Origin of the sequence: Flavobacterium enshiense, assembly GCF_040750275.1 — a bacterium.
GTDB classification, from domain to species: domain Bacteria; phylum Bacteroidota; class Bacteroidia; order Flavobacteriales; family Flavobacteriaceae; genus Flavobacterium; species Flavobacterium enshiense_B.
In genome coordinates this window covers 54,305-69,877 of sequence record NZ_JBDOCV010000005.1, presented here as the reverse complement: position 1 = coordinate 69,877, position 15,573 = coordinate 54,305, and the positions used below count along the sequence as shown (strand labels likewise).

Below are 15,573 nucleotides of genomic sequence, written 5' to 3'. Positions count from 1 at the left end.
TTATAACTGTTGTTTCCATAATTAAAATGCGCTTGGTTTTAATTTCAAACCGGTGGTTTCGGGCAATCCGAACAGTAGGTTCATATTCTGAACGGCTTGTCCGGAAGCTCCTTTCAATAAATTATCAATCACGCTTACAATCATTACATCATCACCGTTTTTCTCCAGATACAACAAACATTTATTTGTGTTCACCACTTGTTTCAAATGAATGTTCTTAAGCGATACAAACACAAAAGGCTCCTCTTTGAATTTGTCTTCATATAAAGCAGTCAATTGCTCTACTGACTGATCCGATTTTAAGGTGATGCAAGCCAAAATACCTCTTGTAAAAGAGCCTCTTTGCGGCAAAATGTGCAGATTTCCCGAATAGTTTTCCTGAACCTGTAACAAACTTTGGTTAATCTCTGCCAAATGCTGATGCGTAAAAGCTTTATAAACCGACAAATTATTCTGTCTCCAACTGAAGTGCGAAGTCTCTGCTAAAGACTGTCCGGCACCAGTTGAACCTGTTGTGCATGAAGCATAAACTTCCCCGTTTAACAGACTCGCTTCGGCCAAAGGCAAAAGTGCCAATTGGATTGCCGTGGCAAAACAGCCCGGATTTGCGATATAATTTGCTTTTTGAATGGCTTCCTTGTTTAGTTCCGGTAATCCGTAAACGAAAGAATGTTCAGCGGCAATTCTATAATCCTGACTCAAATCGATTATTTTAACAGAAGCTGAAAACGCACTCACCATTTTTTTGGCTTCGCCATGAGCGACACATAAGAAAACCACATCGATATTCGAATCGAAAGTCTCTGAAAATTTTAAATCGGTTTCCCCGAACAAATCATCATGCACTTCATAAACAAACTTACCGGCGTTACTTTTGCTGTGCACGAAACCAATTTCCACTTGTGGATGATTAATCAGTATTCTGAGTAATTCCCCTGCTGTATAACCGGCTCCGCCAATAATTCCGACCTTAATTGTTTTCATGTATCATTTCCTTAGTAACCTGATGGTAAATCGAGGTTTGGTTGCCAAATATTTTCGTGAATCCTTTCACGTCTTCACCGCTCCAGCCGTTATTCATTTCGCCATACGAACCAAATTTGGCCGACATTAAATCAAACGGACTTTCGATCCCATTCAATTCGTATCTGTACGGATGAAGTGTGATATAAACCTCACCGCTAACGGTTTTTTGGGTATTAGTCAAAAAAGCTTCTATATCTCTCATCGTTGGATCCAGCATCTGTCCTTCATGCAGCCAGTTTCCGTACCAGCCTGAAAGTTGCTCCTTCCAGAACAATTGCCATTTAGTCAAGGTATGTTTCTCCAATAAATGGTGTGCTTTGATAATCAATTCCGGCGCTGCGGCTTCAAAACCTACTCTTCCCTTGATTCCGATGATCGTGTCGCCCACATGGATATGTCTCCCGATTCCGAAAGGCTGTGCCAACTGCTGTAAATATTCAATCGCCACCGAAGGATGCTCAAATGACTGATGATTAACCGCTGTCAATTCGCCAGTATCAAAAGTTAATGTAATATCCAATGAATGGGTAGCTGTAACTTTTGTTGGCCAAGCTTCTTCAGGTAAATTCTGAGATGAAGTCAAGGTTTCTTTCCCGCCAACTGAAGTGCCCCAAAGCCCTTTATTGATACTGTAGACTGCTTTTTCAAAATTGAAACTGACCCCGTGGGATTTCAGGAATTCGATTTCCTCTTCCCTGCTCAATTTTTTATCCCTGATGGGTGTAATGATTTCCACATTGGGCAACAGATGATTAAAAATCATGTCAAAACGCACCTGATCGTTTCCGGCGCCGGTGCTTCCGTGGGCAATGGTATTGATTCCCAAACTGATGGCATACTCGGCAATACTTTTCGCCTGAACCGCTCTTTCGGCACTGACGCTTAAAGGATAGGTTCCGTTTTTCAAGACGTTACCATAGATTAAGTATTTGATGCAATCCTCATAATATTCTTTGCGCACGTCAATGCAAGTGTAAGAAACCGCTCCGCACTGCAGGGATTTTTCTTGCAATATTCCGATTTCTTCCTGATTGAAAGCCCCGGTATTGATCGTCACTGCGTGTACTTCGTACTTTTCAATTTTACTCAGATACACCGCACAATAGGTCGTGTCCAAACCACCACTATACGCTAATACTATTTTCTTCTTTTGCATTTTTCTGTTCTTTTTTATCCGTGTCGTACAGCATGGCTGTACACAAACAATTTTTATACTTTTTACTTTGCAGGATTTCGAAATTCACACAGCTCTGGCATCCTTTCCAGAATTTTTCATCGGTAGTTAATTCCGAATACGTTACCGGCTCATAGCCTAATTCCGAATTAATACGCATCACTGCCAAACCTGTGGTCAATCCAAAAATTTTAGAATTAGGGTATTTCGTTCGGGAGAGTTCAAAAATTTTGGATTTAATCATTCTCGCCAATCCGCTCTGACGGAATTCCGGAGATACGATCAAACCCGAATTCGCCACATATTCTTCATTCTGCCAGGTCTCGATATAACAAAACCCTGCCCATTCCTTATTTTCTGTCAAAGCAATAACCGCTTTTCCTTCCTGAATTTTTTCCACAATGTATTCAGCTGACCGCTTTGCAATACCCGTGCCTCTCACTTTCGCGGAAGCCTCCATCTCATCGCATATCTTCTGCGCGAAGTGAATGTGGTTATTATTTGCAATTTGAATACTAAACATAGATTAATTTTTATGCAAATATATCAATAATTAGATATAATATCTTTTTATTATGAATTTTAACAGATATTTTGTCTTTATAAATAAATTTAACAAGTCGTATCAACTGTTTATTGTTGATTTCTCAGCTATTTTATCCAAACAAAAAGCCCTAGTTCCGAATTGGAACCAGGGCTTTTCATTCAAGATATAATACTATCAGATAATCATCGTCAGCTGAATACGTTTTCGGGCTTCATCCACTTCCACGACTTTCACCTGAACGTGTTGGTGAAGTTTTACTACTTCGTTCACATCGCTTACAAAACCTGCTTTTAATTGGGAAATGTGCACCAATCCGCTTTCCTTAATTCCGACATCCACGAAACAACCGAAAGCTGTAATGTTGTTCACGATACCCGGCAACACCATTCCGGTGTGTAAATCTTTTATCGTTTTTACAGTCGGATCAAATTCAAACACTTTGGCTGCTTTTCGCGGATCCAAGCCCGGTTTTTCCAATTCTTTCAGGATGTCTTTCAATCCCAAAATTCCGATGTCGTTGGTGATATAATTGTCTGCATTGATGGTCGCAATTTTTTCCTTGTTGGCAATCAATTCATGGGTTTTGATGCCCAAATCCTTCGCCATTTTTTCCACAATACCATACGCTTCCGGATGCACCGCCGAGTTGTCTAGCGGGTTCTTCCCATCTTTAATTCGGATAAATGCTGCTGCCTGTTGGAAAGCTTTTTCGCCCAAACGTGGTACTTTTTTCAGTTGCTTGCGGTCTTCAAACGGGCCATTTTCGGAACGGTAGGTAACAATATTTTCCGCCATCTTCTCCCCGATTCCGGACACATAACTCAACAAAGCTTTACTCGCCGTATTGATATTAATCCCAACTGAATTCACACAACGAATAACGGTCGTGTCCAGTTCTTCTTTTAATTTAGACTGATCCACATCGTGTTGGTACTGGCCTACGCCGATAGATTTTGGATCGATTTTTACCAGCTCGGCTAATGGATCGGAAAGTCGTCTTCCAATAGAAACAGCGCCACGCACCGTCACATCATAATTCGGGAATTCGTCACGGGCAATCTTAGAAGCGGAATACACCGACGCTCCGGCTTCCGACACCACAAACACTTGTACGGGTTTGTCAAAAGCTATTTTCTTGATAAAAAATTCTGTTTCGCGACTCGCCGTTCCGTTACCAATAGAAATCGCTTCGATATTATAAGCATTCACCATCGATTTGACTTTCTTCATGGCCATAGTCGTTTCGTTTTGCGGTGCATGCGGAAAAATCGTTTCGTTGTACAACAAATCACCTTTCTCATCCAAACACACAATTTTACAACCAGTTCTAAAACCCGGATCGATGGCCAAGATTCGTTTTTCTCCCAACGGAGAGGCTAATAACAACTGGCTCAAATTTGCGGCAAAAACCTGAATGGAATTCACATCTGCCTTGGCTTTCGCTTCTTGTAACGTCTCATTGGAAATCGCCGGTTCCAGCAATCGTTTGTAGCTGTCTTTGATGGCTAAACGCAGGTGGTCGGCCGTTTGCTCCGCCAGTTCGTCGTTCCTCCTCGGGTCATTTTTGCTTTTAATGGTATTTTCTTCGATAAACCCTAAGGCTTCTTCTTTTTCAATCGCTACAGAAAGTTTTACAAAACCCTCACTTTCAGCACGAAGCATGGCTAGTAATCGGTGCGCCGGTGCTTTGGTAACAGGTTCGCTCCATTCGAAATACTGTTCGAATTTCTTAGCCCCATCTTCGTCTTTCTTCGCCTTTACCACTTTGGTTTCGATAACGGCTTTGCGCTGAAACAACCGTCTCAGGTTTTTACGGATGTAGATGTTTTCGTTAATCCATTCAGCAATAATGTCACGAGCACCTTGCAAGGCTTCGTCTTCGTTGGCAACTTTATCGTTTAAATATTTCGAGGCGATATATTCCACATCGTCCGAATTCTGCGCCATGATGATTTTGGCCAAAGGTTCTAATCCGTTTTCACGGGCGGCATCGGCTTTGGTTTTCTTTTTCTTTTTATAAGGCAGATAGAGGTCTTCCAGCTCTTGCAGATCAAAGCTGTTCTCAATTTTGGATTTCAATTCCGGAGATAGCGCATTTTGTTCTTCAATGGATTTTAAAATACTGTCTTTACGTTTTACGATTTCGTCAAACTGTTTGCTGAGCTTGGCAATTTGTTCGATTTGCACCTCATCCAGATTGCCGGTTTTGTCTTTACGATAACGGGCAATGAAGGGAATCGTGCAGTCTTCTGCTAACAATTGTAAGGTGGCTTCTATGTTTTTGGAGGCGGTAACAACCGTTTTTAATATGAAATCAATGTTTGTCATGGAATTGAAATAAGACTGCTAAAATACTATCTTTGGAACGATTATTTCAAGAAATGCAACCTATTTTTACCTACGGATTACTTGTAAACGGATTGGCTTTTTTCGCCAATGGAATCGATAAATGGCTCGCTGTTCATCAGAAAAGACGCATTCCAGAAAGAGTGTTGTTGGGGATGATTCTGGTTGGCGGGACGGTTGGTGCCGGTATTGGAATGCTTCTGTTTCGGCATAAAACAGCAAAGAGAAGTTATCTTTTGTTGTATTTTGGAATCGTAATCCTTCAGCTCGCTTGTGTCTGGTTTTATCTGAAAAATTAATCTTGCACAATAAAATCCTTTGGATCTTCTTTACGAAATTCCGGTTGGATGTTCACATGGTTAATACCGAATTTCTCGAACAACATCTCTTCAAGTTCGTGCAGCAAATCGTTAAATTCACGCATTCGAATGTCTTCCGAACAATCCAGGTGGGCTTCCAGGTGCAGTTCTTCCTCGTTAAGATGCCAAACGTGAATATGATACAATTTATTAATCCCCGGAATTTTATGTGCTTCACGCACAATTTCTTTAATGTCGATGTGCTCTGGTGTAAAAAGCATTAACATCTGGGTCGATTTTTTCAACAAATCAGCACCGACCACAATAAGGTAAATCGCAATGAGCAACGTCATGACGCTGTCAATCCAGTAAATCTGAAAATACTTCATCAGTAAACCACCCACTAAAACCGCCACAGATGCCATCATGTCGGTCAGCAAATGCAAATAGGCTGATTTCATGTTCAGATTGTGATCGGCATCTTTCTTCAACAATAAAACCGAAATTCCATTGGCCACTATACCCAATAAAGCCAGCCAAATTACCGTATCGGAAGCAATTTCTTTAGGTTCGAAAAAACGAATTATCGCTTCATACACTAAATACAACGCCACCAGAACCAAGGTGAAAGAATTCACAAACGCAGCAATGAGTTCAGCGCGTTTTAAACCGAAGGTTTGATTAATAGACGCTTTCCTTCGCGACAGTTTATGTGCCACGTAACTGAAGAGCAACGAAAGCACATCACTAAAATTGTGCAACGCATCGGAAATCAACGCCAGGCTACCGGAAAGCACGCCACCCACTACCTGCGCCAGGGTAATCAGCACATTCAGTAAAATCGAATACACCAGATTCTTCCCTTCGACATTATGGTTATGGATTCGATGGTTGTGATTATGCTCCATAACATTAAAGTTAAAAAAAATCCGATTCTTTAGAAAATCGGATTTGGATTGTATTATTGGCAAGCAATTTTATTCACTCTTGTGGCGTGTCTTCCGCCTTCAAAATCTGTGGTTAAGAAGGTTTCTACCATTTCCACTGCTTGTTTGATGTTGGTATAACGCGCTGGAATACTGATGATGTTCGCATCGTTGTGCTGACGGGCCAAAGCCGCAATTTCGTTGATCCAACATAGCGCTGCGCGAACACCTTGGTGTTTGTTAGCCGTAATGGCAATTCCGTTTCCGCTGCCGCAGATGATGATGCCGAAGTTGGCTTTACCGTTTTCCACATCGGAAGCCACCGCATGACCAAAATCAGGATAATCCACGCTGTCAAACGTATCGGTTCCGTGATTGATTACGGTATGTCCTTTTTCTTCTAAATGTTTTACAATTGCGTTTTTGTAGTCAGGACCGGCGTGGTCGTTTCCGATTGAGATGATCATGGTGTTGTGTTTGTTTTGTTTGCAGCAAAGGTAATTCAAACGATTTTTAAATTCGATTCGTCATCCAACTTTTTAACAATTTCTTTTACCGTTTCCAGATCTTCCGGATGCACTTTCAGTTTAATGCCGCCCAAGGCCTGTGAATACATCGGAGCAATGTTCATCATCATTTCATTTTCAAAATAATGCGGAATATTCCTTTGTTCTAAAAGATGTTTCAACACCGTTATTTCATGCGGATAATCAAAAACGGCAACAGTTACAAAATCGTTCATAAAAAAACTTTTATTAAAGATACGAAAGTTATTTTTTCCATAATTCTAATGCGTAAATTCTGATTTGTTATTTGTTATTCGTAATTTTCAGCAATAATAGCAAGAGAAAATGAGTAAGAAGTTTCACAAAAGCGGAAAAAAACAACAAGATTTTTCTGCAAAGATTTTTAAGATTTTAGCACAAGACCCTAATAAGACTTTCAATTACAAACAAATAGCAGCAGCACTGGAGCTTAACGACACCAAAAGCCGCAACGAGATCATTAAAGAATTAGGCTATCTGACTTCCAAGGAAAAAATTCAGGAAGTAGAAAAAGGCAAATTCAAAATCATTGCCAAAACCGAATATTACGAAGGTACGGTAGACATGACCAGCCGTAAAACCGGTTATTTGGTGTGTCCGGATTTGGAACATGACGTTTTTATTCCGTTCCAAAACCTCAACCATGCCTTAGACGGTGACAAAGTTCGAGCATATGTGTACAACCGTAGAAGTTCCCGTCGTCCGGAAGCCGAAGTATTGGAAATCCTGGAAAGAGCCCGAACCGAGTTTGTCGGAGTCATCGACATCCAGAAAAACTTTGCCTTTTTAACGACCGCTAACGCTAAAATGTACACTGATATTTTCATTCCGAAAGACAGAATCGGTGAGGCACAAAACGGCGATGTCGTGTTGGTAAAAATGCAGGACTGGCCAAAAAAAGCCGACAGTCCTTTTGGAGAAGTCATCAAAGTACTGGGAAAACCCGGTGAACACGATACCGAAATCCATGCGATTTTAGCGGAATATGGTTTACCGTACGATTTCCCGATTGAAGTGGAAACCTTCGCTAAAAAACTGGATACTTCGATTACGGCGGAAGAAATTGCCAAACGCCGCGACATGCGCGATACGCTGACCTTCACCATCGATCCGAAAGATGCCAAAGATTTTGACGATGCACTTTCCTTCAAGGTATTGGAAAACGGCAATTACGAAATCGGAATCCATATTGCCGATGTGTCGCATTACGTGCAGGAAGGCACCATTCTGGAAGAAGAAGCCTATAAGCGCGCGACCTCGGTGTATTTGGTAGACAGAGTCGTGCCGATGTTACCGGAAGTGCTGAGTAACTTCGCCTGTTCCCTACGTCCACACGAAGAAAAATATACCTTTTCGGCCGTTTTTGAACTGAACGATAAAGCTGAATTGCTAAATCAGTGGTTTGGAAGAACGGTTACCTATTCCGATCAGCGTTTTGCCTATGAAGAAGCACAACACATTATTGAAACCAAAGGCGATGTCATTCCGGAAGAGATTTCTTTAACCGGAGTACAATATCAGGTTCCAGCAGAAATTGTAAACGCTACCTTAAAATTAGACGAACTGGCGAAAATCATGCGCAGAAAACGTATGGCCAACGGTGCAATTTCCTTCGATAAAGTGGAAGTGAAATTCAAGTTGGACGACAACGACGAACCGATAGGTGTATACTTCAAAGTAGCCAAAGATGCCAATCATTTAATTGAAGAATTCATGTTGCTGGCCAATCGAAAAGTCGCGGAATTTATCGGGAAACAGAAAAAAACCTTTGTGTACCGTATCCACGACGAACCGAATGAAGACAAATTGATCAACCTGCAAACCGTGATTGCAAAATTCGGCTACAGCCTGAACTTTAAGTCACGCGACAGTATTTCCAAATCGTTGAACACTTTGCTGGAAGACGTGAACGGGAAAAAAGAACAGAATTTAGTGGATACCTTGGCCATCCGAAGCATGAGCAAAGCGGTGTACTCTACCGAAAACATCGGACATTATGGTTTGGCTTTCGATTATTATTCCCATTTCACCTCCCCGATTCGACGTTATCCGGATGTAATGGCACACCGTTTGCTGCAATATTATTTAGACGGCGGCAAATCGGCCGATGCGGAAACGTTTGAAGAAAAATGTGTACATTCTTCCCAAATGGAAAATATGGCCGCTAATGCCGAACGCGATTCCGTGAAATATATGCAGGTGAAATACATGCAGGATCATAAAGATCAGGAGTTTTTAGGCGTAATTTCCGGTGTGACTGAATGGGGCATTTATGTGGAAATCATCGAAAACAAATGTGAAGGCATGGTGCGCATCCGTGAAATAAAAGACGATTATTATACGTTTGATGAAAAACAGTATGCCTTGGTCGGTGAAATGTCGCATAACATCTTACAATTGGGTGACGAAGTGTATGTTAAGGTTAAAAATGCCGATTTGGTAAAAAAACAATTAGATTTCCATTTTATCCGTAGAAACGAATAATTTACTATGAGAAAGTTTATACGCTATATTCTGAAACATATTTCAATATTTAACAGTATTGCGATTGCTATTTTAGCGTTTTCACTGTTTGAAATTATTACCTATAATCCCGAGGATTCGAATCATGAGATATTCAGCGCTTTATTGATTGTTTTCTTATTGTGCTCCATTCCCTTTTTACTGTTTGATCTACTGATGAAAAAGATCATCAATAACCGGATTTTGTTAAATTTTATGCAGTTTCTGATTGTGGTAGCTTTGTGTATTATCTTTTATTTTAAATATTCCGATTCTTTATTTTAAATACTTATGAGAAAAATAGCCCTAACCCTTTTATTGTTTTCCTTTGTTGGATTCTCCCAAAATAAAACCACTAAAAATGTTGGTGATTTCAGCGTTGTAAAAGCTTTTGATAAAATTTCGGTACAACTTATTCAAGGCACCGAAACCAAAGTGGAATTGTCCGGAGAGCGCAGCAATGAAGTGGAATTAATCAACAAAAACGGCGAACTTAAAATCCGTATGCCTTTCAAAGGATTGCTGAAAGGCGAAGAAATTACCGCTATTGTTTATTTTAAAAAACTGGAAGGTGTAGAGGCCAGTGAAGGAGCCTATGTGTCCAGCCCTGCCGTCTTTTCCGCAGTTGATTTTAGTGTGAATGCAAAAGAAGGTGCTGAAATAAAACTAGTTCTTGACACCAAAAGAGTTACCGTAAAATCCAGTTCGGGTGCGATGGTACGCCTAACCGGTAAAGCCCAAAATCAGGATATTGTAGTTTCCGGTGGCGGAACGGTAAAAGCCAGCGCTTTAGAAGGTGAACAAACTGTAGTTGTGGTGAATGCTGGTGGCGAAGCCGATGTAACGGCTACTGAATTGGTCGATGCCAAAACCCGTGCCGGAGGAAGCATTACTATTTACGGTAATCCGAAACAGATCAACCAGAAAACGGTGGCTGGCGGTAACATCCATCAGCACAACTTGTCCAAAAAATCCAAATAATGCGGTGCTTTTGGTTTTTGGAATTACCTTTTGGAATTTAAAAACAGTATCTTTGTAAGCATAACACCAACCACATGATTAACGACATTCTGGCCGGAATTCCCTTAGGGTTCTTTCTCAGTTTTATGATTGGCCCTGTTTTTTTTGTCCTCATAGAAACCAGTATTACCAAAGGTTTCCGCGCGGCCATGTCGTTTGATTTAGGGGTTGTGATTGCCGATATTTTCTTTATCGCCGTAGCCTATTTTAGCAGCTACCGATTGATTCAAAGCATTAAAGATGATCCGGCGTTGTTTATTTTCGGTGGCATCATCATGTTCACGTATGGTCTGATTACCTTTTTGAAACTGCGTAAAGCCCATAAGAACATTGATCCGGATGAAGAAGTGGTTGAAATGATTAAAAAAGATTACTTCAGCTTGTTCATTAAAGGATTTCTGTTGAATTTCATCAACATTGGCGTACTAGGCTTCTGGCTGGCCATTATTATTGCCTTCGGTCCTAAACTGGATATGGAAACCTCACGAATGGTCATTTTCTTTTCGGCTGTATTGGGCGCTTATCTTTTTACAGATATCGGAAAAGTTCTCCTGGCTAAACAATTGCGAAGAAAACTAACCCCTACCAACATCATCAAAGTAAAAAAAGTAAGCAGTGTTTTACTAATTGTTTTCGGAATGGCACTAATGCTCCAAGGCTGGTTTCCTAAAGAAAAAGAATTTGTAAAAGACACCTTGGAAAAAATTGAAGAGAAAGCACAATAACAAGCAGCCATGAGGTTGCTTTTTTTATTGCCGGGAGGATACAAAAAAACCTCCAGGTTTCCCTGAAGGTTCTCTGAGGCATCGAGCGGATTCGAACCGCTGTAGACGGTTTTGCAGACCGCTTCCTAGCCACTCGGACACGATGCCGTATGCATTGGTGGGCAAATTTACATAATATTTAGACTTTGGCAAGCGATTTTTTAATTAAATCTATAATTTTTGCAATATTTAAGTTTATTTTTGGTTCCGCATCAGAACCAAATTTCTCATGAAAAAGCTCCAACATCTAAAACCAATTTTGAATTTTATTCTTATCGGCTTATTAATCACAACATTAAGCCGTGCCATTTTGTTTTTTATTTTCAACGACCGGATTACGGCTACGGAAAACTATTGGTACATCTTTCCGATCGGGCTTCGTTTTGACCTGATTATTTTATGTTACCTTAGTATAGTACCGGCAGTACTGATTTCCTTTTTACCGGATAAAGCCCTGCAGTATTTCAGAAAATTTTTAAATGGGTATTTCATTCTGTTTCTTTTTCTGTTATTGCTGATGGAATTAACCACTCCGGATTTCATTAAACAGTACGACACCCGACCGAACCGCTTGTTTCTGGATTACCTTATTTATCCGAAAGAAGTTATCGGAACACTGATAAAAAGCTACCTCCCATCCATGATTTTTACTTTTGTGGTTTTAGGAGCAGCGCTGTTCTTTGCTTTTAAACAAGGAAAGAAATTATTCTATCCAAAAGAAAACGATTATAAAATTAAACTGTTAGTATTCCCATTGGTGGGCTTTTTATTGTTTTTCGGCGCCCGTTCCAGTTTAACTTCCAAACGACCTATTAATGCCAGTAATGCTGTCTTTTCAATGGATCAGTTAACAAATTGTCTGGGATTGAATTCGTTATACACCGTTGGGTTCGCGGCATACTCTTTAAAAAATGAAGACAATTCCGCGAAAATGTATGGTAAGATGGATGCGGCAGAAGCCTACGAGCGCGTGAAGAAATACATGACGGCACAACCAGACGACTTTACGGATAAAGACCTGCCTTTGCTACACGTTCAACATCCCGATTCCCTACAGAAAAAACCATACAATCTGGTGGTTTTTCTTCAGGAAAGTTTGGGTGCGGAATATGTGGGAAGCCTAGGCGGATTGCCGCTAACCCCGGAATTGGACAAGCTTTCAAAAGAAGGTTTGTTGTTTACCAACTTATACTGCACCGGAACCCGAAGTGTACGAGGAATTGAAGCTGTCGTGACCGGTTTTTTACCGTCTCCGTCTGAAAGTGTAGTAAAATTAAGCAACTCACAAAACGGTTTTTTCACTTTGGCAGATGTATTGAAAAGACAAGGATACGATACCAGTTTCATCTACGGCGGTATGGCTAATTTTGATAACATGGCTTCCTTTTTCAACGGAAATGGTTTTGATAACATTATCGACGAAACCGATTTTAATAAAGACGGAAAAAAATACGCCTTAAAAGGAACTTGGGGTTATTCTGATGAAGATTTGGCCGCCAAAGCCAACGATTATTTTAAATCGCAAGGTTCAAAACCATTCTTCTCCTTGATGTTTTCCACCTCCAATCATGAGCCTTTCGAATTCCCTGATGGCCGAATTCAACTCTATGATAAAACCAAGAATACGGTAAATAATGCCATGAAATATGCTGATTTTTCCATTGGCAAATTCTTTGAACTGGCTAAAAAAGAAGACTATTTCAAAAACACCATTTTCATCGTTATTGCCGATCACAACACCAGAACCTATGGAAAACATCTGGTTCCCATTCATAAATTCCATATTCCGGCTCTGATAATAGGCCCTGGAGTTCCTAAAGGACAAAGCTATGACAAACTGTTAAGTCAGATCGATATCCCTCCAACCCTATTAAACATGATTGGAACAAAAGTGGAAATACCGATGCCCGGACGAAACATTTCTCAGATTAAACCGGATACCAAGGGACGTGCCATCATGCAGTTTCACGACATTAATGCGTTCCGGGTAGAGAATCAGGTGGTAATCATGCAACCTAATAAAGAACCATTGCAGTTCGAAATTAAAAATGACACCACCCTTACTCCTGTTAAACTGGATCCGGAACTCGCAAAAGATGCCCTCGCACACGTAACGGCGGCAGGAAATCTGTACAAGGAACGAAAATACAAACTACGCGATAAGAAAAAATAAAGAAAAAGCCGAAGCAAATGCTTCGGCTTTTTTAACTTCTGTATTCTTCCATCTGGATGGTTACGGCTTCCACATCCCCTCCTATTGGCGGGTTAATTTTGGAAACACTTACAATAATTCGGGACACCGCCGGCGTTTCTTTAAAGATTCGCGCAATAATGCGTTGTGCCACATGCTCCAATAATTTGGAACGAATGGCCATTTCTTCGACCACAATTTTGTTCAGATGTACATAATCCACGGTATCCGCCAATTCATCGGAGAAAGAAGATTTTCGTAAATCTGTTTTGATTTCCAGGTCGACAGTATAGTCAGAACCTATCTTGCTTTCTTCCACCAGACAACCGTGAAACGAAAAAGTTCGGATATTTTTTAATTTAATGATTCCCATAGTGTCTTTTTGCAGTCATTTTCAAATCTGCAAATTTTCAAATTGACTAATTAAACTTATCTTTGCTAAAATTACATAAAATCTATGTCAACGAAAGAAAAATCATTGAATTTTATAGAGCAAATCATTGAAGAAGATTTAAAAAATGGTTTGTCCAACGATAAATTGCGTTTTCGTTTTCCACCGGAACCTAACGGCTACCTACACGTGGGTCATGCCAGTGCGATCTGTCTGAATTTCGGTTTGGGAATCGATTATAAAGCCCCGGTTAACCTTCGTTTCGACGACACCAATCCGGCAAAGGAAGAACAGGAATATGTGGATGCCATCAAACGCGATGTAGAATGGTTGGGTTTTACTTGGGCAAATGAATGTTATGCTTCCGATTATTTTCAGCAGTTGTACGACTGGGCTATTGAACTGATTAAGAAAGGGAAAGCCTATGTAGACAATCAGTCTTCGGAAGAAATGGCAAAACAGAAAGGAACCCCAACACAAGCCGGTACTGACAGTCCTTACCGTAACCGTTCCGTGGAAGAAAATCTGGAGTTGTTCGAAAAAATGAAGAATGGCGAATTCGAGGAAGGTACCCATATTTTGCGTGCTAAAATTGACATGGCCTCACCGAACATGTTAATGCGTGACCCGATCATGTACCGTATTCTACACAAACACCACCACAGAACCGGTGACAAATGGTGCATCTACCCTATGTACGATTGGGCACATGGAGAAAGTGATTATTTAGAACAAATTTCACACTCTTTCTGTACATTAGAGTTCTTACCCCACCGTGAATTATACGATTGGTTTTTAGATAACATATTCGATTCCAGTAAAGTACGTCCGAAACAACGTGAATTTGCCAGAAGAAATTTATCCCATACGGTGGTTTCCAAACGTAAATTACTGCAATTGGTTCAGGAAGGACATGTTACGGGTTGGGACGATCCGCGAATGAGTACGATTTCCGGTATGCGCCGAAGAGGTTATACACCAATGTCCATCCGTAATTTTGCGGATACTATTGGGATTGCCAAACGTACCAATTTAATTGACGTTTCCTTGTTGGAATTTTGTGTTCGCGAAGATTTAAATAAAATTACACCACGTGTTATGGGCGTTTTAGACCCTGTAAAACTGGTTATTACCAATTATCCGGACGATAAAACCGAATGGTTGGAGGCCGAGAACAATCCGGAAGAAGAAGTGATGACGTACAGACAAGTCCCTTTTTCCAAGGAACTGTATATCGAAAGAGAAGATTTTCAGGAAGAAGCCAATAAGAAGTTTTTCCGCTTGACCTTAGGAACGGAAGTGCGCCTGAAAAATGCCTATATCATTAAAGGAGAAAGTGTTATAAAAGATGCTGACGGAAAAATCATAGAAATTCACGCCACGTATGACGAAGACAGCCGAAGTGGAAGCGGTTCGGAAGCCAGCATGCGTAAGGTAAAAGGAACTATTCACTGGGTTTCGGTACCCCATGCTCTGGAGGCCGAAGTGCGTTTGTACGACCGTTTGTTCACCCATGAGAATCCGGATGGTGATAAAGAGGTGGATTTCAAAACCTATATCAACCCAAATTCCTTAACAACTATTACCGGTTATTTGGAACCGAGTTTACAAACCGCTCAAGATGGTGACCGATTCCAATTCCAGCGCTTGGGTTATTTTTGTGTGGACCGTGATTCGACCAAAGAAAAATTGGTTTTCAACAAAACGGTTGGACTAAGAGATACCTGGGCAAAATTGGAAGCCAAAGAAGACTAATTTTACACTATAAATTATTTCAATACAAAATCCGCTAATTAGCGGATTTTTTTATTATTTGTTTTTATTATTAATTTTTAAATTCTA

At 40.5% G+C, this 15,573-nt stretch carries 14 protein-coding genes and 1 tRNA gene; 6 read left to right on the top strand and 9 right to left on the bottom strand.

Annotation, left to right across the window (positions count from 1 at the left end):
- Positions 1-21: 21 nt before the first annotated feature.
- From argC to ABGT15_RS09420, 4 genes are all read right to left on the bottom strand, one after another.
- A complete protein-coding gene (gene argC / locus ABGT15_RS09435; protein ID WP_367231170.1) occupies positions 22-984 on the bottom strand; it encodes an N-acetyl-gamma-glutamyl-phosphate reductase in 963 nt (320 codons plus the stop codon).
- The gene (locus ABGT15_RS09430) at positions 971-2,182 is read right to left on the bottom strand and encodes an argininosuccinate synthase (RefSeq protein ID WP_367231169.1); all 1,212 of its coding nucleotides are present in this window, start codon (positions 2,180-2,182) and stop codon (positions 971-973) included. Before ABGT15_RS09430 ends, argC begins: the two co-directional genes overlap by 14 nt.
- A complete protein-coding gene (locus ABGT15_RS09425) occupies positions 2,151-2,723 on the bottom strand; it encodes an N-acetyltransferase (protein ID WP_367231168.1) in 573 nt (190 codons plus the stop codon). Before ABGT15_RS09425 ends, ABGT15_RS09430 begins: the two co-directional genes overlap by 32 nt.
- A 198-nt stretch (positions 2,724-2,921) precedes the next feature.
- Positions 2,922-5,075, bottom strand: a complete 2,154-nt coding sequence (locus tag ABGT15_RS09420) for a Tex family protein (protein WP_367231167.1) — start codon at positions 5,073-5,075, stop codon at positions 2,922-2,924.
- Positions 5,076-5,107: 32 nt separating this feature from the next.
- Here ABGT15_RS09420 and ABGT15_RS09415 point away from each other — a divergent pair, with 32 nt between their 5' ends.
- Positions 5,108-5,392 carry a DUF1294 domain-containing protein gene (locus ABGT15_RS09415; protein ID WP_367231166.1) on the top strand — a complete coding sequence of 95 codons (285 nt, stop codon included), beginning with the start codon at positions 5,108-5,110 and terminating at the stop codon, positions 5,390-5,392.
- Here ABGT15_RS09415 and ABGT15_RS09410 read toward each other — a convergent pair.
- The 3 genes from ABGT15_RS09410 to ABGT15_RS09400 are packed head-to-tail and all read right to left on the bottom strand — an operon-like array spanning position 5,389 to position 7,060.
- Positions 5,389-6,300 (bottom strand): cation diffusion facilitator family transporter, encoded by a 912-nt coding sequence (locus ABGT15_RS09410; protein WP_367231165.1) that lies wholly within the window; start codon positions 6,298-6,300, stop codon positions 5,389-5,391. The genes ABGT15_RS09415 and ABGT15_RS09410 overlap by 4 nt on opposite strands.
- Before the next feature lie 53 nt (positions 6,301-6,353).
- Positions 6,354-6,785: a ribose 5-phosphate isomerase B gene (gene rpiB / locus ABGT15_RS09405; RefSeq protein WP_367231164.1), complete on the bottom strand. Its 432-nt coding sequence runs from the start codon at positions 6,783-6,785 to the stop codon at positions 6,354-6,356.
- 35 nt (positions 6,786-6,820) lie between these two features.
- Positions 6,821-7,060, bottom strand: a complete 240-nt coding sequence (locus tag ABGT15_RS09400) for a putative signal transducing protein (protein ID WP_367231163.1) — start codon at positions 7,058-7,060, stop codon at positions 6,821-6,823.
- Between the two features lie 109 nt (positions 7,061-7,169).
- Here ABGT15_RS09400 and rnr point away from each other — a divergent pair, with 109 nt between their 5' ends.
- The 3 genes from rnr to ABGT15_RS09385 all read left to right on the top strand — a co-directional run bounded on the left by rnr (position 7,170) and on the right by ABGT15_RS09385 (position 11,110).
- Positions 7,170-9,347, top strand: a complete 2,178-nt coding sequence (rnr, locus tag ABGT15_RS09395) for a ribonuclease R (protein WP_367231162.1) — start codon at positions 7,170-7,172, stop codon at positions 9,345-9,347.
- 309 nt (positions 9,348-9,656) lie between these two features.
- Positions 9,657-10,346: a head GIN domain-containing protein gene (locus ABGT15_RS09390; protein ID WP_367231161.1), complete on the top strand. Its 690-nt coding sequence runs from the start codon at positions 9,657-9,659 to the stop codon at positions 10,344-10,346.
- 74 nt (positions 10,347-10,420) lie between these two features.
- Positions 10,421-11,110, top strand: a complete 690-nt coding sequence (locus ABGT15_RS09385; RefSeq protein WP_367231160.1) for a LysE family translocator — start codon at positions 10,421-10,423, stop codon at positions 11,108-11,110.
- Positions 11,111-11,186: 76 nt separating this feature from the next.
- On the opposite strand, the gene ABGT15_RS09380 is transcribed toward ABGT15_RS09385, so the two are convergent.
- A tRNA-Cys gene (locus ABGT15_RS09380) sits at positions 11,187-11,257 on the bottom strand.
- A gap of 121 nt (positions 11,258-11,378) precedes the next feature.
- Between ABGT15_RS09380 and ABGT15_RS09375 the strand changes: the two genes are divergently transcribed.
- Positions 11,379-13,322, top strand: coding sequence for an LTA synthase family protein (locus ABGT15_RS09375; protein WP_367231159.1), 1,944 nt, complete (start codon positions 11,379-11,381; stop codon positions 13,320-13,322).
- 31 nt (positions 13,323-13,353) lie between these two features.
- Here ABGT15_RS09375 and folB read toward each other — a convergent pair whose 3' ends face one another.
- Positions 13,354-13,713 carry a dihydroneopterin aldolase gene (folB, locus tag ABGT15_RS09370; RefSeq protein WP_367231158.1) on the bottom strand — a complete coding sequence of 120 codons (360 nt, stop codon included), beginning with the start codon at positions 13,711-13,713 and terminating at the stop codon, positions 13,354-13,356.
- Between the two features lie 84 nt (positions 13,714-13,797).
- Between folB and ABGT15_RS09365 the strand changes: the two genes are divergently transcribed.
- A complete protein-coding gene (locus ABGT15_RS09365) occupies positions 13,798-15,486 on the top strand; it encodes a glutamine--tRNA ligase/YqeY domain fusion protein (protein ID WP_367231157.1) in 1,689 nt (562 codons plus the stop codon).
- Positions 15,487-15,573: the final 87 nt, after the last annotated feature.

What these genes read in the sequence shown, in the direction of transcription:
- argC (WP_367231170.1), bottom strand. Translation starts at nt 984, where the DNA reads ATGAAAACAATTAAGGTCGGAATTATTGGCGGAGCCGGTTATACAGCA.
- ABGT15_RS09430 (WP_367231169.1), bottom strand. Translation starts at nt 2,182, where the DNA reads ATGCAAAAGAAGAAAATAGTATTAGCGTATAGTGGTGGTTTGGACACG.
- ABGT15_RS09425 (WP_367231168.1), bottom strand. Translation starts at nt 2,723, where the DNA reads ATGTTTAGTATTCAAATTGCAAATAATAACCACATTCACTTCGCGCAG.
- ABGT15_RS09420 (WP_367231167.1), bottom strand. Translation starts at nt 5,075, where the DNA reads ATGACAAACATTGATTTCATATTAAAAACGGTTGTTACCGCCTCCAAA.
- ABGT15_RS09410 (WP_367231165.1), bottom strand. Translation starts at nt 6,300, where the DNA reads ATGGAGCATAATCACAACCATCGAATCCATAACCATAATGTCGAAGGG.
- rpiB (WP_367231164.1), bottom strand. Translation starts at nt 6,785, where the DNA reads ATGATCATCTCAATCGGAAACGACCACGCCGGTCCTGACTACAAAAAC.
- ABGT15_RS09400 (WP_367231163.1), bottom strand. Translation starts at nt 7,060, where the DNA reads ATGAACGATTTTGTAACTGTTGCCGTTTTTGATTATCCGCATGAAATA.
- rnr (WP_367231162.1), top strand. Translation starts at nt 7,170, where the DNA reads ATGAGTAAGAAGTTTCACAAAAGCGGAAAAAAACAACAAGATTTTTCT.
- ABGT15_RS09390 (WP_367231161.1), top strand. Translation starts at nt 9,657, where the DNA reads ATGAGAAAAATAGCCCTAACCCTTTTATTGTTTTCCTTTGTTGGATTC.
- ABGT15_RS09385 (WP_367231160.1), top strand. Translation starts at nt 10,421, where the DNA reads ATGATTAACGACATTCTGGCCGGAATTCCCTTAGGGTTCTTTCTCAGT.
- ABGT15_RS09375 (WP_367231159.1), top strand. Translation starts at nt 11,379, where the DNA reads ATGAAAAAGCTCCAACATCTAAAACCAATTTTGAATTTTATTCTTATC.
- folB (WP_367231158.1), bottom strand. Translation starts at nt 13,713, where the DNA reads ATGGGAATCATTAAATTAAAAAATATCCGAACTTTTTCGTTTCACGGT.
- ABGT15_RS09365 (WP_367231157.1), top strand. Translation starts at nt 13,798, where the DNA reads ATGTCAACGAAAGAAAAATCATTGAATTTTATAGAGCAAATCATTGAA.